18 protein-coding genes are annotated in these 22,997 nt (G+C 39.1%); 6 read left to right on the top strand and 12 right to left on the bottom strand.

Features of this window, described 5'->3' with window-relative positions:
* Window positions 1-55: 55 nt before the first annotated feature.
* Window positions 56-493: an Rrf2 family transcriptional regulator gene (locus MHB79_RS03590; protein WP_003214239.1), complete on the bottom strand. Its 438-nt coding sequence runs from the start codon at window positions 491-493 to the stop codon at window positions 56-58.
* Window positions 494-675: 182 nt separating this feature from the next.
* On the opposite strand from MHB79_RS03590, the gene MHB79_RS03585 reads away from it, so the two are divergent.
* Window positions 676-1,044 (top strand): hypothetical protein, encoded by a 369-nt coding sequence (locus MHB79_RS03585; protein WP_340989031.1) that lies wholly within the window; start codon window positions 676-678, stop codon window positions 1,042-1,044.
* 55 nt (window positions 1,045-1,099) lie between these two features.
* Here MHB79_RS03585 and MHB79_RS03580 read toward each other — a convergent pair whose 3' ends face one another.
* The 7 genes from MHB79_RS03580 to MHB79_RS03550 form a co-directional block, all read right to left on the bottom strand.
* Window positions 1,100-1,954 carry an SMI1/KNR4 family protein gene (locus MHB79_RS03580; RefSeq protein WP_340989029.1) on the bottom strand — a complete coding sequence of 285 codons (855 nt, stop codon included), beginning with the start codon at window positions 1,952-1,954 and terminating at the stop codon, window positions 1,100-1,102.
* A gap of 107 nt (window positions 1,955-2,061) precedes the next feature.
* Complete coding sequence (locus MHB79_RS03575) at window positions 2,062-3,036, bottom strand: tRNA dihydrouridine synthase (protein WP_050945748.1); 975 nt, start codon at window positions 3,034-3,036, stop codon at window positions 2,062-2,064.
* Window positions 3,037-3,616: 580 nt separating this feature from the next.
* Window positions 3,617-5,524 (bottom strand): hypothetical protein, encoded by a 1,908-nt coding sequence (locus tag MHB79_RS03570; protein WP_340989027.1) that lies wholly within the window; start codon window positions 5,522-5,524, stop codon window positions 3,617-3,619.
* On the bottom strand, window positions 5,511-5,996 hold the full coding sequence (locus MHB79_RS03565) for a hypothetical protein (protein ID WP_224930658.1): 486 nt from the start codon (window positions 5,994-5,996) through the stop codon (window positions 5,511-5,513). Before MHB79_RS03565 ends, MHB79_RS03570 begins: the two co-directional genes overlap by 14 nt.
* The gene (locus MHB79_RS03560; protein ID WP_340989023.1) at window positions 5,993-7,285 is read right to left on the bottom strand and encodes an SIR2 family NAD-dependent protein deacylase; all 1,293 of its coding nucleotides are present in this window, start codon (window positions 7,283-7,285) and stop codon (window positions 5,993-5,995) included. Before MHB79_RS03560 ends, MHB79_RS03565 begins: the two co-directional genes overlap by 4 nt.
* 321 nt (window positions 7,286-7,606) lie before the next feature.
* Complete coding sequence (gene rlmD / locus MHB79_RS03555) at window positions 7,607-8,989, bottom strand: 23S rRNA (uracil(1939)-C(5))-methyltransferase RlmD (RefSeq protein ID WP_340989021.1); 1,383 nt, start codon at window positions 8,987-8,989, stop codon at window positions 7,607-7,609.
* Between the two features lie 60 nt (window positions 8,990-9,049).
* The gene (locus MHB79_RS03550) at window positions 9,050-9,958 is read right to left on the bottom strand and encodes a diacylglycerol kinase (RefSeq protein ID WP_003214384.1); all 909 of its coding nucleotides are present in this window, start codon (window positions 9,956-9,958) and stop codon (window positions 9,050-9,052) included.
* A gap of 181 nt (window positions 9,959-10,139) precedes the next feature.
* Here MHB79_RS03550 and MHB79_RS03545 point away from each other — a divergent pair, with 181 nt between their 5' ends.
* Window positions 10,140-11,093, top strand: a complete 954-nt coding sequence (locus MHB79_RS03545; protein ID WP_335356198.1) for a nucleoside hydrolase — start codon at window positions 10,140-10,142, stop codon at window positions 11,091-11,093.
* 31 nt (window positions 11,094-11,124) lie between these two features.
* Here the strand turns inward: MHB79_RS03545 and MHB79_RS03540 are convergent, their stop codons facing one another.
* A complete protein-coding gene (locus MHB79_RS03540) occupies window positions 11,125-14,334 on the bottom strand; it encodes an efflux RND transporter permease subunit (RefSeq protein WP_340989019.1) in 3,210 nt (1,069 codons plus the stop codon).
* Window positions 14,335-14,465: 131 nt separating this feature from the next.
* On the opposite strand from MHB79_RS03540, the gene MHB79_RS03535 reads away from it, so the two are divergent.
* Window positions 14,466-15,311 carry a TetR/AcrR family transcriptional regulator gene (locus MHB79_RS03535; RefSeq protein ID WP_340989017.1) on the top strand — a complete coding sequence of 282 codons (846 nt, stop codon included), beginning with the start codon at window positions 14,466-14,468 and terminating at the stop codon, window positions 15,309-15,311.
* Window positions 15,312-15,494: 183 nt separating this feature from the next.
* Here MHB79_RS03535 and gatB read toward each other — a convergent pair whose 3' ends face one another.
* Genes gatB through gatC form a run of 3 tightly spaced genes read right to left on the bottom strand, consistent with a single transcriptional unit; the run spans window position 15,495 to window position 18,701 of the window.
* Window positions 15,495-16,925, bottom strand: coding sequence for an Asp-tRNA(Asn)/Glu-tRNA(Gln) amidotransferase subunit GatB (gatB, locus tag MHB79_RS03530; RefSeq protein WP_003214292.1), 1,431 nt, complete (start codon window positions 16,923-16,925; stop codon window positions 15,495-15,497).
* Window positions 16,926-16,938: 13 nt separating this feature from the next.
* The gene (gatA, locus tag MHB79_RS03525) at window positions 16,939-18,396 is read right to left on the bottom strand and encodes an Asp-tRNA(Asn)/Glu-tRNA(Gln) amidotransferase subunit GatA (protein ID WP_003214455.1); all 1,458 of its coding nucleotides are present in this window, start codon (window positions 18,394-18,396) and stop codon (window positions 16,939-16,941) included.
* A gap of 14 nt (window positions 18,397-18,410) precedes the next feature.
* Window positions 18,411-18,701 carry an Asp-tRNA(Asn)/Glu-tRNA(Gln) amidotransferase subunit GatC gene (gene gatC, locus MHB79_RS03520; RefSeq protein ID WP_003213898.1) on the bottom strand — a complete coding sequence of 97 codons (291 nt, stop codon included), beginning with the start codon at window positions 18,699-18,701 and terminating at the stop codon, window positions 18,411-18,413.
* 423 nt (window positions 18,702-19,124) lie between these two features.
* Between gatC and putP the strand changes: the two genes are divergently transcribed.
* The 3 genes from putP to MHB79_RS03505 all read left to right on the top strand — a co-directional run bounded on the left by putP (window position 19,125) and on the right by MHB79_RS03505 (window position 22,985).
* Window positions 19,125-20,606, top strand: coding sequence for a sodium/proline symporter PutP (gene putP, locus MHB79_RS03515; protein ID WP_126741168.1), 1,482 nt, complete (start codon window positions 19,125-19,127; stop codon window positions 20,604-20,606).
* A gap of 167 nt (window positions 20,607-20,773) precedes the next feature.
* The gene (locus tag MHB79_RS03510; RefSeq protein ID WP_050945740.1) at window positions 20,774-21,466 is read left to right on the top strand and encodes an MgtC/SapB family protein; all 693 of its coding nucleotides are present in this window, start codon (window positions 20,774-20,776) and stop codon (window positions 21,464-21,466) included.
* A gap of 112 nt (window positions 21,467-21,578) precedes the next feature.
* Entirely contained in the window at window positions 21,579-22,985 is a 1,407-nt protein-coding gene (locus tag MHB79_RS03505; RefSeq protein ID WP_253622874.1) for an alkaline phosphatase, read from the top strand.
* Window positions 22,986-22,997: the final 12 nt, after the last annotated feature.

Below are 22,997 nucleotides of genomic sequence, written 5' to 3'. Positions count from 1 at the left end.
TCCTTTTTATTCAAGACTTTAAAGACTCTTAATATCTATAATAGATTCAAAAAAATCACATGTTGAAAAATGGATTTTTTTCTGTCTGCTCTATTTGACTTGCAATATCAACTAACCGCTTTTGACTTAGCGTTTCCTGCATTTTCGTTTCAACATCCTGCATGACCTGTTCAATCAAACAGCCATCATGAGGCATGAAAGAATCATGTTCTAAGGAACAACGAAATAAATTGGTTTGTCCTTCTACAGCCTGAATCACATCTAAAAACGAAATGTCTTCCTTCTGTTTCATAATGGCGTAGCCACCTTTTGCGCCAGGTGTTGATTCAATCAATCCTGCCTTCACAAGCTTTGTTAAGATTTTGGATAAATAAGTGGATGAAAGGTCTTGCATCTTGGCGAGAGGCTCAACGCCTATTGCTTTCCCCTTTGGTGCAAGAGTTAAAAACACCATTGTATGCAGTGCATAGTTGGTCGCTTTAGAATATTTCATAGGAACATCCCTTTCTATCTATTACAGACCTTTTATATCTGTAATTGATCATAAAATATTCAAGAAGAAAAAGCAAGTGTTGTGAATCTACTTCTTTTTTCATTCCACATTTCGCATTTCCTTCCGATAATAGAGGTAAGCACGAATCAAATTTTGATGAAAACTAGAAGGAGTGAAGAGAAATGTCAGATCAACAGCACAATGCAGCACACGAAGAAGAGGAATTTAACGTATACGACATGCTTCCGCCCGCAGGAACAATCATTGGAGAAGCAACAGAAGAAGAAATGGAAGCTGCGGCAGCATTAGAAGTGAGACATGTCGCGTTCATGCGCCTTCAAGATATGTTCATTCAATTTGATGGCTCGTCTTACAAAGACTTATTAAAAGACTTCCAAGAATTCGAATTGGATTCAACAAAATTCTGGAGAGCCATCGCTAGACGACTTCAAGTTCCATACGAATGGCCAATCCGACTCGACCACGCAAACGGTCCTATTTATATTGGTGAAACAGAGGATAGCCGTGAGGTTGAGGAGATTGCGGAGTAAGGAAATGGTGACCCCCTTTTTGGTGAGGGGGGTCTATTTTAAAAATGATAAATACTTATTCCTCTAAATCAAATTCAAATGCGATTGATATATTAATGGCAATGTTATGCATCTCATCTATTTCTGATTGACTTAATTGTTTCGCAAAACGACGTGCATGCTCGACAACATCAGCATGCTTCTTAATCATTTCGTCATTCATTATAAAGATCGTATTGATTGCCCAGCCAGCAGTCGTTAACATTTCTTCGTTCTGAAGGGTGTCCATATACGTTTCTACCTCAGAAAAGATCCACTTGATATCATCAATTTGTTCTACTTGGAAATTCGCAATTTTTGAAAGCTGTTCAGGGTCTTTGGTTAAGAAGATATCTTTCACTTCTTCTTTTGATAATGGTTTATTCTGCTTTTCATATTCAGCCTGCCACTCTTCATCTGACATCCCATCTTCTTCGCTATCTTCTGCGGTATAATGCCCAGCAATCAGTTCATCAAACGAATCCGCTAATTTGAAATCCGTCTCATATTCTAGATCAAAGTAATGAATTGGCGGATGCTCCTTTGTTTCTCTGTAATCCAATGCAATCCAAGTATGACCATCCCCACAAATGAGCACAAGACCCTCAGGCAATTCCCATTCTTCTATTAAATAATCACTGTCCATGATGCCTTCGCCTTTGGCAATTCCTCTTAGATGGTTGAACTGTACATGATCCTCTGCCCATCCATTCGGCTGGTCTGTTGGAAAAGCATTATGAATGGTATACCCGCCATTTTGTTCAAGAATCAGTTTTTTATATGTATCAGGCAGGATGACGCCTAGCTTCTTTTCCGCTTTTGCAATGCCTTTCTCATTGATTTTCTTAAATGTCTCTTCACTTTCTATGTCTATATCCCAAAATGGTTTCAAATAAAATACCTCCAATTGTTATTTCTATCTCATTTTACCATTTAGAGCCACTAGTTTAATAGTCCTATTCATAGAAAAAAGAGAAGGGCTTCCCCTCCTCTTTTTCATCATGATTGTTCTTGATTTCTCGCTTCAAATTCATCCAGCATTGCACGCACTTCATCTGTTGATGATGTATTCATTAATTGATTTCTTAGGAAACTCGCTCCTCTGAATCCTTTCACATAAATCTTAAAGAAACGATGCAGTGCCTTGAATGGGCGCAAACCTAGTGAGGAATATTGATCATGAAGATCAAGATGTAATCTTAAAAGACCAAGCAGTTCATCACTCGTATGCTCCTTCGGCTCTTTTTCAAAAGCAAATGGGTTATGGAAAATTCCGCGCCCAATCATGACACCGTCCACTCCATACTGTTCAGCGAGCTTTAAGCCCGTTTGACGATCAGGAATATCACCATTGATCGTCAAAAGCGTATCAGGTGCTACTTCATCACGAAGTTTTATAATCTCAGGAATGAGCTCCCAATGCGCATCCACCTGGCTCATTTCCTTTCTAGTACGAAGGTGGATCGATAAGTTCACAATGTCTTGCTCCAAAATGTGTCTGAGCCAATCGCGCCACTCATCGACCTCTGTAAAACCAAGTCTTGTTTTGACGCTGACTGGTAATCCCCCAGCTTTAGCCGCTTGAATCAGCTCTGCCGCAACATCTGGGCGAAGAATCAATCCACTGCCCTTCCCGTTTTGCGTGACATTCGGGACAGGACAGCCCATATTAATATCAAGCCCCTGAAACCCTAATTCCGCCATTCCAATGCTCATTTGTCTAAAGTTCTCGGGCTTGTCTCCCCAAATATGAGCAACAATCGGCTGCTCATCCTCTGTAAACGTTAAACGCCCCTTCACACTTTGAATGCCATCAGGGTGGCAATAACTCTCACTGTTTGTAAACTCTGTAAAAAATACATCCGGTCTCGCCGCCTCACTCACAACATGACGAAACACAACATCTGTCACTTCTTCCATTGGTGCTAATATAAAAAATGGCCGCGGTAAATCACGCCAGAAATTTTTACTCATCTTTCATCCAATTCCTCTCATGACATAGCGCCTTAAAGGGCATGTCCTTCTATAAAGTCTTTCAGCAATTTTTATCATTATATACTTTAATATGAACCGGGCAAAATTGCAAAAAAGGACATTTGGTGATGAATTGCGGGATAAAAAAATTAATTCCACTTTCAAATATCATTTTTTAGTGCCGATTGAACATACAAAAATAAAAACATCCCGATTTCAATGATTATCATGAAATCGGGATGTCTCAATACATTATTGATTTAGAATAAAGTGTGCCACACATTCAACATGTATTGTCACTACTATGTGTACTAAATTATTATCCTTGTTAGCTGTGCACAATACCATAGATGTTTTTTTATTACCTTTTTCGCATTGATTTAAACTTCTGACCAACAAAACTGTTACTTAATCCTTTTATATATGAAAGTAATCATGACATGCCTTTGTTTCAATCTTCATTTACACCATCCTCAATTACATTGTCAAAAACATTTTCGAATACATATCGATCAAATGTATGTGCAAATTAATAAATGTTTATCGGAAAAATTATCGTAACTCGAGCTCAAAAAATTAATTAGTCAACTAGGAATTCATTCTTACTTATATCTATGAATCCCTTTTCTCCATTTCTAAATGAATATTTCACATATCGTGACATTTCTTCAGGAGGAGTATTTTCAACAATTATTATTTGTGCGTTTTGCGATAATTCTACTAACATATAATATATATGCAAATACACTTCCGGATCATTTATCATATTTTCATCATCAATTTGAGGATTTTGTTCGTTTTTATTTGTACCGAAATACTTGCTAATAGAATCAAGAATTAATAACTTAGGATGAAATATGGCAGAGGTATTAGAAATAATGGCATTGAGAAAAGAAAGTTGCATGCACTCTAATAATCCCCCACTTTCATGCTCATAAACACTAGCATTTTTATAATATGGAATATAATCTACTTCATCAATGAACGATGCAGTTGTGTCAGTATATTTCATTTTTTTCATATTGGTTAAATAGACACTATTTAGTTCCTTCATTATTTGTTTTTTCCCTTTGCTCTTCTTATCCATTTCTTTTAATTTGGTCTTTAATCTATCTAATTGTGATCTATCTCTATTCACTTTATTATTAAGTTCATTAATCTTATTAAAAACACGCTTACTTTCCAACAAAACCTCCCTATCTTTTTCTAAATTATTTATATTTACATTAATACTGTTAAGTTGAGGTAAAAAAGGTGTATGAATATCTTTAGAAAACTCACTTAATGCAAGAGATAAAATCTCCTTTTTTCTATTTTTTTTACTGATCTGAGCTTGAAGTTCCGAGATTTTTTCTTTGCTAGAAATGATTACTTCATCAACCATTTTTATTTTACTTTGTATATCTTTCAAAATATGTTTAAAATTATTAGGTGAGCTTCCTTTTATGGGCTCCTGAAGTAAGTTTTTTTTTATTTTCGTATTGCATAAAGGGCATGTAAGCTCATGCGAATCAATTTTCAGTTTATAATTTATCTCCTCGGTGGTTTTTATATCCTTCAGTTCAGAATGATAATCACTTAAGAGTAATTCATTACTAGTTATGCCTAACTGCATATCTTTTATTTTACTTTTTATTTGCTCAATTTCAAAATCTAATTCATTAATTTCTGAGTTTAAGAGAATATAGTCTCTATTGCTCGATACTAATTCATTTTCTTCATTCTGTCTCTTAACAATGTTATTTTTCCTTTGTAAGAGTTCATCTATTTGATCATCAAACTTACTAATCTGCTTCAACAGATTAGTATAATCATCATTGCCTCTTTGATCGAGATATCCTTCTAAGTTAGCTATCTTTTTTTCATTATCAATTATTTGGTTTTGTACCTGAGCTATTTCCGTTTGTAACTCATTTTGTGAAAAGTTAACTAAGTCAAAAATCATTTCAAATGAAATAGGGTTTTTATACCTTTTCATAGGTTCATTGTGAGATAAAAAATTATGAGTTCCTAAGTCATGTTGATTTATAAAACAGTACCTATAAATATCCCTAAAAGAGATAGTTTCCGTGGTTAACTCATTACTTCTTATTTTATTTTTTGTCTTCTTAAATTCCATTGCCCCCATTTTTTTCATTAAAAAAGCCTGTAAATCTTTTTTATTAAGTTTTTCTGGAATGTATTCATTAATGAAGTCAAATTTGCAGTGATAAAGCCAAAATATAGTAATATCCTTTTTTATACCTCGAAAAACAGTAAATGTTTCTTGATTAACTTCTATTTCTAGAAAAATAAAATCTACATTATCTGCTAGCTCAGTTTGTACCTTCAATGAAATACCGCGATCTTTCCCTAAACAGTAATCAATCAGCGATAGAACTAATGATTTACCAGATGTTTTTTCTCCACTTATAATATTTAAACCCCTTGAAAAATCTAGTGTCCTCTGATAGGATATACCTTGGACAATTAACTTATTTATAATCAATTTTCAAGTCCCCCTCGTATAACAATTGATTAAAATTCTCCCCCATATTCCCATATGGATATCTTTTTATAATAATAAAGATATTTTCCGAATATAATAATACATTCTCGGATTCCAAAGATTTAATTGTTTCAATTCCTTTTTTCGTTATAGAAATTCTCAGCTTATCAATTGGAGTGAAAATATCGCCATGGACTTGAATAAACTCAAGATTTTCTAATGATATCATGCTTTCATTGATTGTTTTCTTATCTCTTAAATACTTATAAATTAAAGGTGCATCAATTTCATGATTTTCAAAATAAATTATTGAATAATAATATAATAGTTCTTCAAGACTTAGCCGCCTTTTGTTAAAGTTTTCTTTTAGATGATATATAATCAAAAGATATTTTAAAATATCTAACTTTATATTATCAAAGAGCAAATCTATTTCTGTGGGCAATTGAAATATTATCTTATCAGTACTCATAATCTTTCGCTTCCCCACCAAACATTCTTTTCTTCATCATCAGCAAGTATGTGAATAAACCCTTTAGATTCCGCCGTAGTTGGTTTATTTGAGTTATTTACCAATCTATCAATATTAATATTTTCTAAGTTTTCATGAATTTTTATTAATAACTCTTTACTTGTCCTACCTTCAATATCATAAATTTCAACATATTTCTCTTTATACTTCATAAACACTTCTGCTAATATGCCATCAATAAACTCTTTAGGGAGCCCTAATTTTCTACTTGTTCTTATAAATTTTTCTGCTGCAATGTAAAAGTATTTACTTATCTCGATTAATTTTCCTTCGATATTAGCAATTTCCAACTTACGGTAAAATAAATTCCCCTCATGTGGTTCACTATTGAGTAAATCATCAATACCAATTGCTGTATAGGCTAAGTCTTTTGATTGAGCAATTTTCTTTTCGTCTGAAGCCGCTATTTCTTCAGTAATCTCAGATATTAATCTTCTTATTTCTTGTATATGGGTGGACTGGCTCGTATCATATTCAATGACTCTCAAACCATATTCTCGACTTAATTCCCCTCTTTGTTTGACATCCAACTCTTTGGAATCAACTAACATATAATGAGTACCCTTAAAATGTTCTTTATGATTTTTAACCAAGGATTTAACAAAAACATCGTTAAATGAAAATCCTAAGAAAAGAAAACTATAAGAACTCGAGAACACTTTCATCTTATTATCAAATATTTCATCAGAGTATAACTCATCATATTTCTCTGAAGAAATAATAATTGAATCCGGGTTAGATACGCTTCCATGAATATGAAATAAATACTTTTCTTGATTGTCGAATAACCTCTGCATATTCGAAGTATAATCAGTAAGAGAATTGAAACTATTTATTTTATAAATATGATCTTCAATTAATCTATCATAATTTGTAGTTAAATATAATCTAAAATTCTCTTTTATAAGATCTTTATAGTTATTATCTACAGTATTGTTTGTACCTTCCGTTCTTTTAGAATAGCAATCCGCTATTTTTTCTTGAATTGGTTGATCATCTATGCCTCCATATTTTTTTATATTTTCAATAGCTGATTGATATTCACCTATTTCCAAATCAAAGTCAATCATGGGCCAATGGACTTCATTCAAAAACGACTCTTTTAACTCCTGAATTAAATCGTTCCACGATTTTAATTGAAATGGTATAGATAATCCAGCACCTATGAATGGGATAATTTTTTGATTATTATATTTTGTTTTTAATTCATTTATTATATACTGATTCATTAATCTTTCACCTCTTCAATAATAATACATATATTTCAATTATATCACATTATTTTATGGAGAGATTAAGAAGTAGTCAGCTAAGTATCCTACTGAAAATAAAAAACATTAATACCTTCAGGTTCATAAGAAGACCGAAGGTATTAATGTTTTTATACAAATAGTATTAAAATCATACTCATGCGTTATTAAATATCCTTTTTTGTCCCGCACACCCAATCAATTATCACCGAAACGATAATATGGTTTTTCAGTACCTCAGTTCTAGTTTTTCGCCTTCCCTACAAACACCAAATTCTTGTGAAAGTGTTTAAAGAATTTCTATATAGTTTCTCTTTGTAGCATCGTTACACACTCCACATGACTCGTATGCGGGAACATATCCACAGGCTGCACTTCCTCCGTCACATACCCACCATCTTCAAGAATACGCAAATCACGAGCTAGCGTCCCAGGATTACAGGAAACATAAACAACGCGATTTGGCTTCATCTTTAAAATCGTATCAAGCAGTGCTTCGTCGCAGCCTTTTCTTGGTGGATCGACGACGAGGGTATCTGCTTTGATGCCTTCTTTGTACCAGTTTGGGATGACGGTTTCTGCTTCGCCGACTGCGAATTCGACGTTGTTGATCTCGTTTAAGGCAGCGTTGCGTTTTGCGTCTTCAATTGCTTCTGGCACAATTTCTACGCCATATACTCTGCCTGCTTTTTGTGCGAGAAATAAAGAGATCGTCCCGATTCCGCAATACGCATCAATAACAGTTTCTTCTCCTTGCAGCTCGGCATATTCAAGCGCTTTGTCGTAAAGCACCTTTGTTTGAGCTGGGTTCACTTGATAAAACGAGCGGGCTGAAATAGCAAATTTGATGTCGCCAATCGTGTCATAAATGTATTCTTCTCCCCATAAAACAGTCGTTTCGTCTCCGAAAATAACATTTGTTTTCTTTGAATTCACGTTTTGCACAATTGACCGAACGTGTGGGAAGCGTGCTATAATCTGCTCAATCACCTGCTGCTTTTGCGGAAAGTCAGCCGTTCTAGTAACAAACACAACCATCATTTCACCTGTTGCAATGCCGTAGCGAACCATCACATGACGCAGCCAGCCTTTGTGCCGCTCTTCGTTATATGCTTTGATGCCAAACGCATTACATATGTCTTTTACTGCCTGTACCACTTCGTCATTTTCTGACTGCTGGATCAAACATTTTTCCATATCGATGATTTCATGGGTACGCTGCTGATAAAATCCTGCAACTAGTCCGCCTTCGCGTTCGCCAATTGGAACTTGTGCTTTGTTTCTGTAATTCCAAGGGTCTTCCATGCCGAGTACAGGATGAACTTTTACACGGCTCATATCAAGCTTGCCGATCCGCTCTAAAACGTCCTTTACTTGTTTCTGTTTAAATAGCAGCTGGCCTTCATAGCTCATATGCTGAATTTGACAGCCGCCGCACTGCTTATAGATAGGACATGGCGCATCTTGCCTATGCTGACTTTCCTTTGTCAGCTCCATGAGTCGCCCAAAAGCAAATCCTTTTTTGACACGTGTGACTTTGATTTTCCCTTGTTCGTCAGGCAGTGCATTCGGTACAAAGACAGGGAATCCTTCAATTTTCGCTACACCTGCACCTTCGTGCGTTAAGTCTTCGAAGGTTACATTGTAGTATTCATTCTTTTCAACAGGCGGTTTCATTTTCACCAATTTTATCACCTCATTTGCAAAGAAAAACTTGGTGCCATAAGGAACCAAGTTCAATCTCTACCCTATTTTTTCAGCTGTTGCTTTTGGCACTATAAATTCAATATGACGATACAGGTTTTCAAATTCACCTGGCAGCATGCCGCCGAATTCGCCATCTAAATTTAATTGCATTTTATCTTTTACATCTACCTTCACGCGATTCGCTTTTGTGTAGATGACATTGTTATCATGAATATGCTCGCCTCGCAGTGCAAGGCTGACTACTCGAATGGCTTCTGCTAAATTGACCTTCTTTAAAATAATCAGGTCAAACATTCCATCATCTAAAACAGAATCTGGCGCTAGCTTTTCAAAGCCGCCTACTGAGTTTGTGAGTGAAACAAGAAACAGCATGATTTCTCCATGAAACAATTTGCCGTCATATTCAATTTCGACTTCTGTCGGGCGGATCGAAGGAAGCATCTCCATGCCTTTTAAATAATAAGCAAGCTGTCCAAGCATTGTCTTCAGCTTACTAGGCACTTCATAAGTGAGCTCTGTTAACCGGCCGCCGCCTGCAATATTAATAAAATAATGGCCATTGACTTTACCGATATCAAGCGGCTTCGCTACACCATCTATAATGGCATCTGTTGCTTTTAAAACACCTTCTCGTGGAATTCCAAGTGCTCTTGCGAAGTCATTTGTTGTTCCAACCGGAATAATTCCTAGTTTTGGTCTTTTTTCAAGCGGTGCTAGTCCATTGACGACTTCATTGATCGTGCCGTCTCCACCTGCTGCTACAATTAAATCAAAGTCTCTCTGTGCGGCATTCTCAGCTGCTTGTGTCGCATCTCCTGCACATGTCGTTGCATGACAAGATGTTTCATAGCCGGCTTGTTCAAATTTTTGCAAAACCTGCGGCAAATTCTTCTTGAAGAGTTCACGCCCAGATGTCGGATTGTATATAATTCGAGCACGTTTCATTCATCATCATCCTATATTCATTATGCAATCTATTTTCACCACTAACAACCTTTAATTATACTATGAGATTTGAAAATGGCAACAGAACAACACCCTAATATGACAAATCTCCTGCCACATTTCCCTCAGCAAGAAAGCATTCTGATAAGATAAAAGAAAACGCTGTAAAGGATGGTTTGCGATGAAAAAGCCTGTCTATTTTAATCATGATGGCGGTGTTGATGACCTCGTCTCGTTATTTCTTCTCCTTCAAATGGAACATCTGAAAGTGATTGGGACGTCTGTGATTCCTGCTGATTGTTATTTAGAGCCTGCTCTCAGTGCGTCTCAAAAAATCATTGATCGATTTAGCCCATATGAAATTGAAGTCGCTGCTTCAAATTCTAGAGGCGTCAATCCCTTTCCAAAAGAGTGGCGCATGCATGCTTTTTATGTAGACGCCTTACCTATCTTAAACGAGAAAGGCACTGTTGATACAAAAGTGTCCAAGCTTCCAGCACATCTTCATTTAATCGAAACTGTTAAAAAGTCTGCAGAACCTGTCACGCTGCTCTTTACAGGTCCGCTCACAGACCTTGCACGCGCCTTAGAAGAAGATCCTTCAATCTCTAATAAAATTGAAAAATTGGTATGGATGGGCGGTACATTTCTTGAGAAAGGGAATGTGGAGGAACCCGAGCATGATGGGACAGCAGAATGGAATGCATTTTGGGACCCTTATGCTGTCAGCACCGTCTTCAAGGAACGCTTTCCTATTGAAATGGTCGCACTTGAGAGCACAAATCAAGTTCCGCTTACACCTGATATTCGTCAGCGGTGGGCTTCCCTTCGTTCTCATATCGGGATTGATCTTATTGGGCAGTGTTACGCCTTTTGCCCGCCTCTCATTCATCACGAAACCAACTCGACTTACTACTTATGGGACGTGCTGACAACGATCACTCTTGCTTCCTCATCATTTACTCGTTCAAAGGAAATGAATGCGATCGTTTACACCGAAACGCCAAAGCAAGGACGTACCGAAGAGCATACAGATGGAAAATCAATTCAAGTGATTGATCATGTCGATCGTGACGCATTTTTCCAAGCATTTGAAGAGCTTATGAAAAGAGCTGTTTGTCAGATTTCAACATAAAAAAGCCCCGCCATCAAAGCGGGGCCCCATCTCAATCTTCTTCTACGTATTTCTTTTTGCGTTTAAATTTGCTTAACACTTCGTATACAATTGGTACGATAACCAGTGTTAACAATGTTGAACTTGCGAGACCACCAATGACTGTGACGCCAAGTCCTTTTGAAACAATTTGGCTTCCGCCTTCAAATCCTAATGCTAATGGAAGAAGTGCCCCAATTGTCGCAAGTGCCGTCATTAAGATTGGACGTACTCTTATTGTACCAGCTTCCAGTAATGCCTCTCTTGTTGAGAGTCCTTCTTTCTCTTTATGAATGACTCGGTCAATTAAGACGATCGCGTTTGTCACAACAATTCCGATCAGCATGAGCAATCCAATCATGGCGTTTAAGCTGATGGTTTCTTTTGCTAAAAACAATCCAACGAGCGCGCCAATAATTGTAAATGGAAGCGAGAAGAGAATTGCAAATGGTGCAAGACCTCCGCCAAATGTGATGACGAGAACGAGATACACAATGGCAATCGCTGCGAGCATTGCGAGCCCAAGCTGTGTAAAGGATTCCTCAATATCCGCACTTACGCCGCCTGTGTCAATCGTTACGCCAGATTTCAGATCAAGCTTGTCGACTTTTTTCTGAACATCCTGTGTCACACTTGAGACATCATCTGTTGTCATGTCTCCAGACACTTCTGCGTAGATTTTTCCATCACGTTTTGTCACCGTATTCGCTGTCGTACCATTTCTTACTTTTACGACATCACCAATTCGGACTTCTTGCCCTGTTGGTGTTGTGATCTTTTTATTTTCTAAATCTTTTTTGCTCTTATATTCATCTTTTTCCGTTTGAAGATTCACATCAAGTTCTTTGCCGTCCTCAGTTACTTTCGTCAGTGTTGTTTCACTATTTTGAGGAGCAATCGCTTGAGCGATTTGTGAAGCAGTTAGACCCAGTTTCGCCAGTTTTTCTTGATCTGCATTAAACGTATATTCGTCGTATTTCTCAGATAAGCTTGTGCTGACATTTTTCAGGTTTTTCTCATCTTTTAAGATGTTCTCGACATCTTTTACTGTGCCTTCAATATCGCTTACTTTGTCACCGTAGACATAGTACGTTACTGTATTGCTTGCGCCAGCAGATGAGAAGTCTTGTGATTTCCATTCCCCTTTAGACGTTTTGTCTTGCAGGGCTTTGACCACTTTATCTTTTTCTTTATCAAAGTTTGGTGTGTCTTCATCATATTGTACGAAGAATAACGCACCGTTAGAATTGCCGCCTACACTTGCTGTCAGGGCATTTGAAGAGCCTAGTGAATATTGAACAGTATTGACATGGTCACGTTTGATCAAATATTCTTCTGCTTTTTTCGTTTCATCGATAGCTTGTTCTCTCGTTTGTCCAGGTTCAGGTGTATAAGTCACCATCGCCGTCTTCTCTGCTTCCTGTGGTAAGAAGCTGACACCGACAAGTGGTGCTAAGAATAAGCTTCCGACAAGCATAAGAATGGCAATTCCTGATGTGATCCATTTGTGGTTCAATGTCCAATTGAGTACACGTCTATAACCGCCAGCAAGCTTGCTTGGTTTATGTTCTTTTACCTTTTTCGCTGTGCCGTACAGGTTCTTTTTAAATAGACTGTGTGCCATCATTGGAACAATCGTAATGGCGACAAGGAGTGAAGCCATTAAAGCAAACACAATCGTTAATGCAAATGGGATGAATAGTTCACCAATCATTCCACCCACAAGTGCTAGCGGTAAGAAGACCGCAATTGTGACGATTGTCGAAGACATGATTGGAATAAACATTTCTTTTGTGGCTTCTTTAACGAGTTCTTTTCCTTTTAATGGCTCATCCTTTAATGCCATTCGTCGATATATGTTTTCTATGACAACAATGGAGTCATCAACAACACGCCCAATGGCGACGGTCATGGCACCAAGTGTCATGATATTTAGTGTGATATCCAGCTGATTTAATATTAAAACAGCAATCAACAGAGATAACGGAATGGAGATGACCGAAATTAAGGTTGATTTGATATCTCGAAGGAACAACATAATGATAATGATCGCAAAAATCGCTCCGATGATAGCCTTATTCAGCATTGTGCTAACGGACTCTTTAATCGGTTCTGCTTGATCATATGTGGTACTTACTTTGATTCCTTTGTTATCTTTCTTAAACTTCTCAAGTTCTTTTGTGACTGCTTCTGCTACACTTACTGTGTTGGCATCAGAGCCTTTGACAATTTGCAGACCGATACTGTCTTTTCCATTTGTTCTAGAGATCGATTCTGCATTCTTGACGACTTTAATATCCGCAATCTCAGAAAGCTTAATTGTCGGCAGCTCTACAGATTGACCGCTCGCTACACTTCCACTAGGTTGCTGCTGGGCTGCTGCTTGCTGCTGACTTGCATTTCCAGCCTGCTGCTCCGCACCTTGCGCACCTGGGTTTTCAGCGCCGCTAGATGGTGCTCCAGCTCCACTGCTTGCACTTGGTGTGACAGGAATTCGCATGTTTTTCAAATCTTTGACGCTTAAAATATTGCCATCCACTACAACTGATTTTTGCTTGTTGCCGAATGTGTATAAACCTAATGGTACATTCACATCAGAGCCTTTGATCATGTTTTGGACGGTTTCTTCATCTAAACCGTATTCTTTCAATTTCTTTTGTTTAAACGAAAATTCTACTTCTTTGATTTGCTGTCCAGAAGCTTCGACGGAAGATACACCGTCTAATCCTTCAAGTGAAGGGACAAGGTCACCTTCCACTTTTTTCGTCAGGTTTTCTAATGATTCTTTATCACCAGATACACTGAGTGCTAATATTGGGACCGCATTGATACTAAAGCGTGCGATTTTTGGTTTTTCTGCATTTTCCGGAAAATTGATATTGTTAACCGCATCTTCAATTTCCTTTTTTGCTTCATCCATGTCTTTGTTGTAATCGTACTCGACTTGAATCGATGAAGCATTTTCAAAAGAATTGGATGTGACTACATTGACTCCGTTTAGGTTTTGAATAGACTTCTCAATTGGATCGGTCACCTTATCTGATACTTCGTCCGGCGTTGCGCCAGGATACGTTGTAGAAACCGTAATGACTGGAGTGTTGATATTCGGGATTGATTCTTGTTTCATATTCAATCCAGCATATAGACCAGCAACTGTTACGATAATTGTCATGAGCCATACAGCGAACTTATTCTTTAATACAAAATTGATGATCGAATTCATTATGTCCTCCATTTTCCTTTATGTATTGACTGACTGGTCATTCTATATCATAATAAACGGTGATATACAATGCCGTCAACCATTTCTCTTGCGTTTGACGTAACATTCTAAAGCTGAAGGGGCCTTATTTCATGAACGAAAAAAAAGAAAAAATCATTAAAGCAAGCATCCAGTTGTTTGCGAAAAAGGGTTTTTCTTCTACGACCATTCAGGAAATAGCAGATGAGTGCGGAATATCGAAAGGCGCGTTTTATTTGCATTTCAAATCAAAAGAACAGCTTTTCAACCGAGCGTTCGAATATTATATCGACACTTCTATGCAAAGTATTGAAACGATTCGAAAAGAGAATCAGCATCTCGCACCGAGAGAGATCTTCCAGAAGCAAATCGCTGAACAGTTTCAGCATTTTGCTGAGAACAAGGATTTTATCATTTTGATCCTCAGCGAGAACATTATTCCAGAAAACCAGCAAATTAAAAAGTATTCAAAAACTGTGAAAAAGCAAATGAATGATGAAATTCAAATTTCCATCTTGACCACTTATGGACAGGAGATCGAACCATTTATAACTGACCTGTCAGTCATGATTCAAGGAATCATCCAATCGTATGTGCAGGTGCTGCTTTTACAAGATCAGATGCAATTATCATTTGATGAGCTCTCTTCCTTTATACTCGAACGATTAGATGATTTGGTTCAAGGTATGCTTCGTTCTCAGACAAAACCAATCTTAAAGCCAACCATTTGGGACGATGAAGCGCCGAGTGCTGCTTCCCTAGAAGAGGAGCTTCGTTTGTTAAAGCTTGAGCATTTACTTTCTGATGATACCCTTGTATCCATTGAAGTCATTGAGGAAGAACTGGCGAAAGCTGAGCCTCGTAAGCCAGTCATTCAAGGAATGCTGACGAATTTAGAAAAGTGTGAGGACCCTGCTGTCATAAGAGTAGTCGAACAATTGAAGCTGTTTCTTTCATAACTTTACGCGCTGTTTTTCCGATTCGTTCACCTTTATCCCCCTTCGAATGTGCACTTTCGCTTACGCTTCATTATAAGAAAAGAATCCCCGAATTGATATACGGCGGTGGTCTGAATCTATGATAAGACCCTGTCAGTTCAAATAAAAAAAACCGCCTCTTCTCATGAGGCGGTTTTTTGCTATTTAGCGTTTTTTGATTTCTTCTAGGAGAATCTTGTTGACCATCGGCGGGTTTGCTTGTCCCTTCGATGCTTTCATGATTTGTCCGACTAAGAAACCAATCGCGCGATCTTTTCCGTTTTTAAAGTCTTCGATGGATTGCGGGTTGTTATCAAGTGCTTCTGTGACAAGTTTGAGCAGGGCACCTTCGTCAGAAATTTGGACAAGTCCTTTTTCTTTGACGATTGTTTCTGCGTCTCCCCCATTTTCAATCAGCTCTTTGAATACCTTTTTGGCAATCTTAGAAGAAATCGTTCCTTTTTCGATGAGATTGATCATGCCAGCCAGGCCTTGCGGCGTTAGCTTTGTATCTTCCAGCTCTTTTTGAGCTGAATTTAAGTAGGCAGATACTTCACCCATCAGCCAGTTTGAAGCTTGCTTCGCTTCTGCACCTTCTGAAATGGTTGCTTCAAAGAAATCAGACATTTCTTTTGTCAGCGTCAGCACCATCGCATCATATGCAGGAAGCCCAAGCTCATCGATGTAGCGTTTGCGGCGCTCGTCTGGAAGCTCTGGAATCGATGCTCTTACGCGTTCTTTCCACTCGTCATCAATGTACAGCTCCACCAAATCTGGTTCTGGGAAGTAGCGGTAATCATCTGAGCCCTCTTTGACACGCATGAGGATCGTCTTTTTAGACGCTTCGTCATAGCGGCGAGTTTCTTGTTCGATCAAGCCGCCAGAAAGCAATACTTGCTCTTGGCGTTTCTCTTCGAATTCAAGACCTTTTTGTACGAAAGCAAATGAGTTCAAGTTCTTGAGCTCTGTTTTCGTTCCAAACTCTTCACGGCCAATCGGACGAAGTGAAATATTGGCATCACAGCGAAGTGAGCCTTCTTCCATCTTACAGTCAGATACGCCTGTATATTGAATAATAGATTTTAGTTTTTCTAAGTACGCATACGCTTCTTCTGGTGTGCGAATGTCTGGCTCAGATACGATTTCAACAAGCGGTGTGCCTTGACGGTTGAAGTCAACAAGTGAATATCCGTCGCCTGTGTGTGTCAGTTTACCTGCATCCTCTTCCAAATGGAGACGCGTAATACCGATTCGTTTCGTTTTTCCTTCTACTTCAATTTCAATCCAGCCGTTTTCACCGATCGGTTTATCAAATTGAGAAATTTGATACGCCTTTGGGTTATCAGGATAGAAGTAGTTTTTACGGTCAAACTTTGTATCTGTTGCGATCTCACAGTTTAGCGCCATTGCTGCTTTCATTGCAAAGTTCACTGCTTCTTTGTTCAATACAGGCAGTACGCCAGGATATCCAAGGTCGATGACACTTGTTTGCGTGTTGGCAGCTGCACCAAAAGGTGTCGGCGAGCTGGAGAAAATTTTTGATTGTGTTTTTAGCTCAACGTGGACTTCAAGTCCAATTACCGTTTCAAAGTTCATTCTGATTCACCCCTTACAGTTCAGGTTTTGCTTTATGATGATCTGTTGCTTGCTCGAAAGCGTGAGCCACGCGGTAAACCGTTCCTTCATCAAAGTGCTTACCAATGATTTGCAGTCCTAACGGAAGACCGTTTGCAAATCCACAAGGCACACTGATTCCTGGAACGCCTGCAAGGTTCACAGGGATCGTTAAAATATCGTTCGCGTACATCGTCAGTGGATCGCTTGTCTTTTCACCAATGTTAAATGCAGGAGTTGGCGTTGTTGGCCCTACAATGACATCATACTTTTCAAAAACATCTTCGAAGTCTTTTTTGATCAATGTACGGACTTTTTGCGCCTTTTTATAGTATGCATCATAATATCCTGAGCTAAGAGCGAATGTGCCAAGCATGATGCGGCGTTTCACTTCGTTTCCAAAGCCTTCAGAACGAGTATTTTTGTATAAATCAATCAGGTTTTCTGCATTATCTGTACGGTAGCCATAACGGATGCCGTCAAAACGCGCAAGGTTTGCAGATGCTTCTGAAGAAGACAGTAAGTAGTAAGTCGCAAGCGCATATTTAGAATGCGGAAGAGACACTTCTTCCCATGTGGCACCAAGTCCTTCTAATACTTTTAACGCTTGAAGAACAGACTCTTTTGCTTCCTCGCCAACACCTTCTCCAAGGTATTCTTTTGGCACTGCAATTTTCATGCCTTTGATGTCGCCAGTTAATGAAGAAAGAAAATCTGGGACGTCGACATTTGCACTCGTTGCGTCCATTTGATCGACTCCAGCAATCGCTTGAAGAACGTAGGCATTGTCCTCAACGTTACGCGTAATCGGCCCGATTTGATCTAATGAAGAAGCAAATGCGATTAAGCCGTATCTAGATACACGGCCATACGTCGGCTTCAGACCCACAACGCCGCAGAATGATGCCGGCTGGCGAATCGAACCGCCCGTATCTGATCCAAGTGAGAATGGTACTTCACCTGCTGCAACAGAAGCTGCTGAGCCACCACTTGATCCACCTGGAACAGTGTTTAAATTCCAAGGGTTTTTCGTTGCTTTGTAGCCTGAGTTCTCTGTAGAAGATCCCATTGCAAATTCGTCCATATTTAATTTACCGATTGTGACTGCTTCCGCATCTCTTAAACGATTGACAACCGTTGCATCATAAATAGGATCAAAGTTTTGCAGGATTTTACTAGATGCTGTTGTACGTAAATCCTTTGTGACGATGTTATCTTTCACACCGATTGGCATACCGAACAATAGACCAAGCTCGTCCTTTTCACCAACTGCCTCGTCCAATTCCTTTGCATACGCACGAGCTTTCTCTTCGTCCAGTGCAAGGAATGCTTGTACTTTCCCGTCTACTTCATTGATTCGTTTATAAGACTCGTCCACTAAATCAGAAACAGACAGTTCCTTTTTATGTAAAAGCTCTTTTAATTCAGAAATTTTGTGATCAAACAGTGACATGCCTCAGGCCTCCTTTAGTCCAAAATTGATGGCACACGAATATAGCCGTCTTTATGATCAGGCGCGTTTTTGATGACTGCCTCAATGGAAAGACCTTTATTCGGAACATCTTCTCTCATGACGTTTTTCATTTTTAATACGTGTGTTGTTGGTTCAACGTTTTCCGTATCTACCTCGTTTAACTGCTCTGCAAATGAAATGATGCTATCAAGCTGTTCAGTAAACATTTCAGCTTCTTCTTCTGTAATTGCAAGCCGTGCCAAATGCGCCACGTGCTTTACTTCTTCTATTGAAATTCTAGACATGCAGGTTCACCTCCAAAAATGATACGTGTTCGTGGTCATGATCATAAGTCATATACACTTTATCATATCAAATTTTACTGTTCTAAAGCAACTTTACACAGGCGCAGCAAGAGCCCTTTTCTCTCGAAGCATCATAGTGATCCAACAGATAAAGAAAATAGTCATGCAGACCACCTTTTATTTTCAGAAAATTTTTACTTTTATTTACTTTTGTAAGCGTATACAAACTGATTCGTATCACCGATCTGTCCATTTTTTCTTCAAAATGAGGAGGTTTAAGAAGGTTGATCACTTGGGAATACTCTGTTAGGTTAAGTAACCATAGCAGTGAGAAGGGCATTCAATCAAAAAACTAGCCCTGACACTTCTGGATATTTTGATTGAGGTGATGTCAAATTTATACGAAAAAGGTGAGAACACAAAATGAGTATTGAAGTTACAATTTCCTTATCTATTTATTTTATCGGGATGCTTGCCATCGGTTGGTATGCATTCAGGAAAACACATGATTTAAATGATTATATGCTTGGTGGACGCGGACTTGGTCCATTCGTTACAGCTCTTTCAGCAGGTGCTGCGGATATGAGCGGCTGGATGCTGATGGGTGTACCAGGTGAAATGTATAAAACAGGTTTATCGACTACCTGGCTTGCGATTGGTCTCATCGTCGGTGCTTACTTAAACTATCTCATTCTTGCACCCCGTTTACGTTCTTATACAGAAATTGCTGATGATGCCATTACAATTCCTGATTTCTTTGATAAACGATTCAAAGGATCATCTTCTTTATTAAAAGCTGTATCAGCTGTCATCATTTTAATTTTCTTTACGCTGTATACATCGTCTGGGATGGTATCAGGCGGACGTTTATTTGAGTCAGCATTTGGTGCACACTACATGTTTGGACTGATTTTGACGTCAAGTATTGTTATTTTGTATACATTGTTTGGTGGATTCCTGGCAGTGAGCTTAACTGACTTTGTCCAAGGGGCTATCATGTTTTTAGCATTAGTGCTCGTGCCGATCGTTGCCTTTACACAATTAGGCGGACCTGTTGCTACATTCCAAGATATTCAACAGATTGATCCTAAATTGCTTGATATTTTTAGAGGAACGAGCGTCATTGGCATTATATCCTTCCTCGCTTGGGGACTAGGTTACTTTGGACAACCGCATATTATCGTGCGCTTTATGGCGATTACGTCCGTCAAAGACTTAAAACCAGCACGCCGCATCGGAATGAGCTGGATGATTATTTCAGTAATTGGTTCACTATCTGTCGGTTTAGTCGGTGTTGCCTATGTTCATGAAACGGGTATGAACCTTGCTGACCCTGAAACGATCTTTATCGTCTTTTCTAAGGTGCTGTTCCATCCATATATCACTGGATTTTTACTTTCTGCTATTTTAGCGGCGATTATGAGTTCAATTTCGTCTCAGCTGCTTGTCACGGCAAGTGCGATGACAGAGGATTTATACAGAACGTTCTTTAGAAAAAAAGCATCTGATAAAGAGCTCGTGATGATTGGCCGTATGTCTGTACTCGTTGTCGCTGTAATTGCCCTTTGCCTTTCACTTAATCCAAGTGATACCATTCTTGACCTTGTCGGTTATGCGTGGGCTGGATTTGGTTCTTCATTCGGTCCAGTCATCTTACTTTGCCTATACTGGAAGCGAATGAATCATCATGGTGCCCTTGTCGGGATGATTGTTGGGGCGATAGTCGTTCTCACATGGATCACGACAGGCCTTAACCATGCAACAGGTATTTATGAAATGATTCCTGGCTTTACGTTAAGTGGATTAGCTGCCATTATTGTGAGCTTATTGACAAGTAAGCCGTCAAAAGCATCAAAACAGCTATTTAACAAAATGGAAAATCATCTTGAAGAAGAAACAAAATAAAGAACATGAAGGGTCGTCTGCCTTATGCGGATGACTCTCTTTTTAAATTAAATAAAAAGCTTTTCTTTCTTCCGATTCTGAATAAAATAAGAGTTGTGCAGCCATATGGGCTGTGAGAAGATCATATACATGATGTGAAACGTACATGAAGTGAAGGAGCGATACGCATGTTTTGGACAATTGAATGGGATACAGTCTTAAAATTAGCCGTGGCCACCTTAATCGGTTTGATTATTGGGCTTGAACGCGAGCTGAAGAAAAAGCCACTCGGCTTAAAAACGTGTATTGTCATTGCTGTCAGCTCCTGCGTGTTAACCATCATCAGCATTGATGCAGCCTACAATTTCCCTCGAGTCTCTAGGCTTCAAATGGACCCACTCAGGTTACCGGCGCAAATTATATCTGGTGTTGGTTTTATTGGAGCAGGTGTGATTCTGCGTAAAAGCAATGATGTCATCTCAGGTCTTACGACTTCTGCGATGATCTGGGGAGCAGCAGGACTTGGGGTTGCAACAGGTGCAGGATTTTATAAAGAAGCCTTCCTCAGTCTTTTCTTTATTCTGGTTAGTGTCGAATTTCTACCATGGCTCTTCCAGCGGATCGGACCGATTCGCTTACAGGAAAAAGAAATCCGCATCAGAATGTCTCTTTCTGATCGAAACCGTATGACGGATATTTTAAAAGAAATGAAAGCCCTCAACATTCGCATTCATTCTGTTCGTATTGATGATTTAACAGAAAAGAACTATCCGATTATGGAAGTACGCGTACGCGTGCATAAAGATCGCTATACAACCGATGTGTATTTTGATATTAAAGATCTAGAAGGCGTCGTTGGCGTCAAGTGTGATACGGTATAAAAGGTGATGAGGCAAAAGTCTCATCCCTTTTTTTATGGGAAAAGGGGTTGAACCATCGCCCTCATTCAAATAAAATACAAATTATGAAATAAATGATAAAAGGGGATTTTTCATGGGCTCTATGGATCGTAAAAAACGTATTTTTCTTATGAGTGGGATTCTAGCGGTACTCGTATTCGCTGCTTTATTGACCTCACATTATGTCACTCCCGTCTCAACAAATGCAGCAGACAAGAAACAAACGAAAACACCAAAAAATGTTATTTTTATCGTTGGCGATGGAATGGGGATGCCCGTGATCAAAGCCTACCGCACATTCAAGCAGGAAAAGCTTGGTTCTCCAAAAGCACAAACCGTCTGGGACCCGTATTTAGTCGGGATGCAGACCACACACCCAGATGATCCTCGAGATAATATTACCGACTCAGCTGCCGCAGCCACGGCCATGGCGACTGGAAAAAAGACATACAATGATGCCATCGCCGTCAACCAAGAAAAAGAACCTCTTAGAAGTGTCGTTGAAGCAGCAAAGGAAGCACAAATGAAAACAGCCTTTGTTGTCTCATCTGACATCACCGATGCTACACCTGCCGCTTTTGGCACACATAACGTCTCCCGAAAAAACAAAGAACAAATTGCAGACCACTTTTTTGATGAGAAAATAGGCGGAGAGCACAAAGTTGATATCCTTCTAGGTGGCGGCATGCAATATTTTGACCGAAAAGACCGTGATCTTGTGAAAGAATTTGAGAAGAGCGGTTATTCCATACTAAGGTCAAAAGATGATTTAACCTCCCAATCATCTTCGAAAATGCTCGGCTTATTCCAGGAGGACGAGCTGGATCGAGCCATCGATCGTCCAAAGCATGTGCCTACTTTAAAAGCCATGACGCAGTCAGCATTAGCCCAATTAAATCAAGACAATTCGCATGGGTTTTTCATGCTGCTTGAAGGTAGTACCATTGATTCTGCTGGACATGAAAATGATGTGGTCGGCGCAATGAGTGAGATGGAGGATTTTGAGAAAGCAGTCCAAGCGGCTCTTCAATTCGCTAAAAAGGATCAAGAAACACTCGTTGTCATCACAGCAGATCATGCGACTGGCGGCTTTTCGTTTGGTGCAGACGGCATGACAAGTGAAACTGGCTATAAATGGGACCCAGCACCTATTTTAGCTGCTAAGAAAACACCTGTGTATATGGCAAAGAAAATCGCAGGCGGACAATCGGTACGTGATGTCCTTCACACCCATATTGATTTCTCGCTCACAAATGAGGAAATCTCACAGGTGGAGAAAGCGGCACAATCAGGGAAGGCCAGTACAATTCAACTCAGCATTCAACACATCTTTGATCAGCGTTCTTTCTCAGGCTGGACAACCTTTGCTCATACAGGTGAGGATGTCCCTGTCTATGCATATGGACCTGGTAAAGCAGCATTTCAAGGCTGGATCGATAATACAAAGCAAGGAAAGAACCTGTTTCATATCATTGAATCACCGTCCACCTATCGCCCATAAAAAAACAATCCC

The sequence above is a fragment of the Bacillus sp. FSL M7-0558 genome (assembly GCF_038003245.1).
GTDB lineage: Bacteria > Bacillota > Bacilli > Bacillales > Bacillaceae > Bacillus > Bacillus pumilus.
The sequence above is the reverse complement of the archived record's forward strand: the minus strand, read 5'-3'. Positions and strand labels throughout refer to the sequence as shown.

Excerpts from the sequence above, each read along its gene's own strand:
- gatC (WP_003213898.1), bottom strand. The coding sequence starts at position 18,701 with ATGTCTAGAATTTCAATAGAAGAAGTAAAGCACGTGGCGCATTTGGCA.
- MHB79_RS03545 (WP_335356198.1), top strand. The coding sequence starts at position 10,140 with ATGAAAAAGCCTGTCTATTTTAATCATGATGGCGGTGTTGATGACCTC.
- MHB79_RS03565 (WP_224930658.1), bottom strand. The coding sequence starts at position 5,996 with ATGAGTACTGATAAGATAATATTTCAATTGCCCACAGAAATAGATTTG.
- MHB79_RS03510 (WP_050945740.1), top strand. The coding sequence starts at position 20,774 with ATGTTTTGGACAATTGAATGGGATACAGTCTTAAAATTAGCCGTGGCC.
- putP (WP_126741168.1), top strand. The coding sequence starts at position 19,125 with ATGAGTATTGAAGTTACAATTTCCTTATCTATTTATTTTATCGGGATG.
- MHB79_RS03590 (WP_003214239.1), bottom strand. The coding sequence starts at position 493 with ATGAAATATTCTAAAGCGACCAACTATGCACTGCATACAATGGTGTTT.
- MHB79_RS03550 (WP_003214384.1), bottom strand. The coding sequence starts at position 9,958 with ATGAAACGTGCTCGAATTATATACAATCCGACATCTGGGCGTGAACTC.
- gatB (WP_003214292.1), bottom strand. The coding sequence starts at position 16,925 with ATGAACTTTGAAACGGTAATTGGACTTGAAGTCCACGTTGAGCTAAAA.
- MHB79_RS03585 (WP_340989031.1), top strand. The coding sequence starts at position 676 with ATGTCAGATCAACAGCACAATGCAGCACACGAAGAAGAGGAATTTAAC.
- MHB79_RS03505 (WP_253622874.1), top strand. The coding sequence starts at position 21,579 with ATGGGCTCTATGGATCGTAAAAAACGTATTTTTCTTATGAGTGGGATT.
- MHB79_RS03560 (WP_340989023.1), bottom strand. The coding sequence starts at position 7,285 with ATGAATCAGTATATAATAAATGAATTAAAAACAAAATATAATAATCAA.
- MHB79_RS03575 (WP_050945748.1), bottom strand. The coding sequence starts at position 3,036 with ATGAGTAAAAATTTCTGGCGTGATTTACCGCGGCCATTTTTTATATTA.
- MHB79_RS03540 (WP_340989019.1), bottom strand. The coding sequence starts at position 14,334 with ATGAATTCGATCATCAATTTTGTATTAAAGAATAAGTTCGCTGTATGG.
- gatA (WP_003214455.1), bottom strand. The coding sequence starts at position 18,396 with ATGTCACTGTTTGATCACAAAATTTCTGAATTAAAAGAGCTTTTACAT.
- MHB79_RS03535 (WP_340989017.1), top strand. The coding sequence starts at position 14,466 with ATGAACGAAAAAAAAGAAAAAATCATTAAAGCAAGCATCCAGTTGTTT.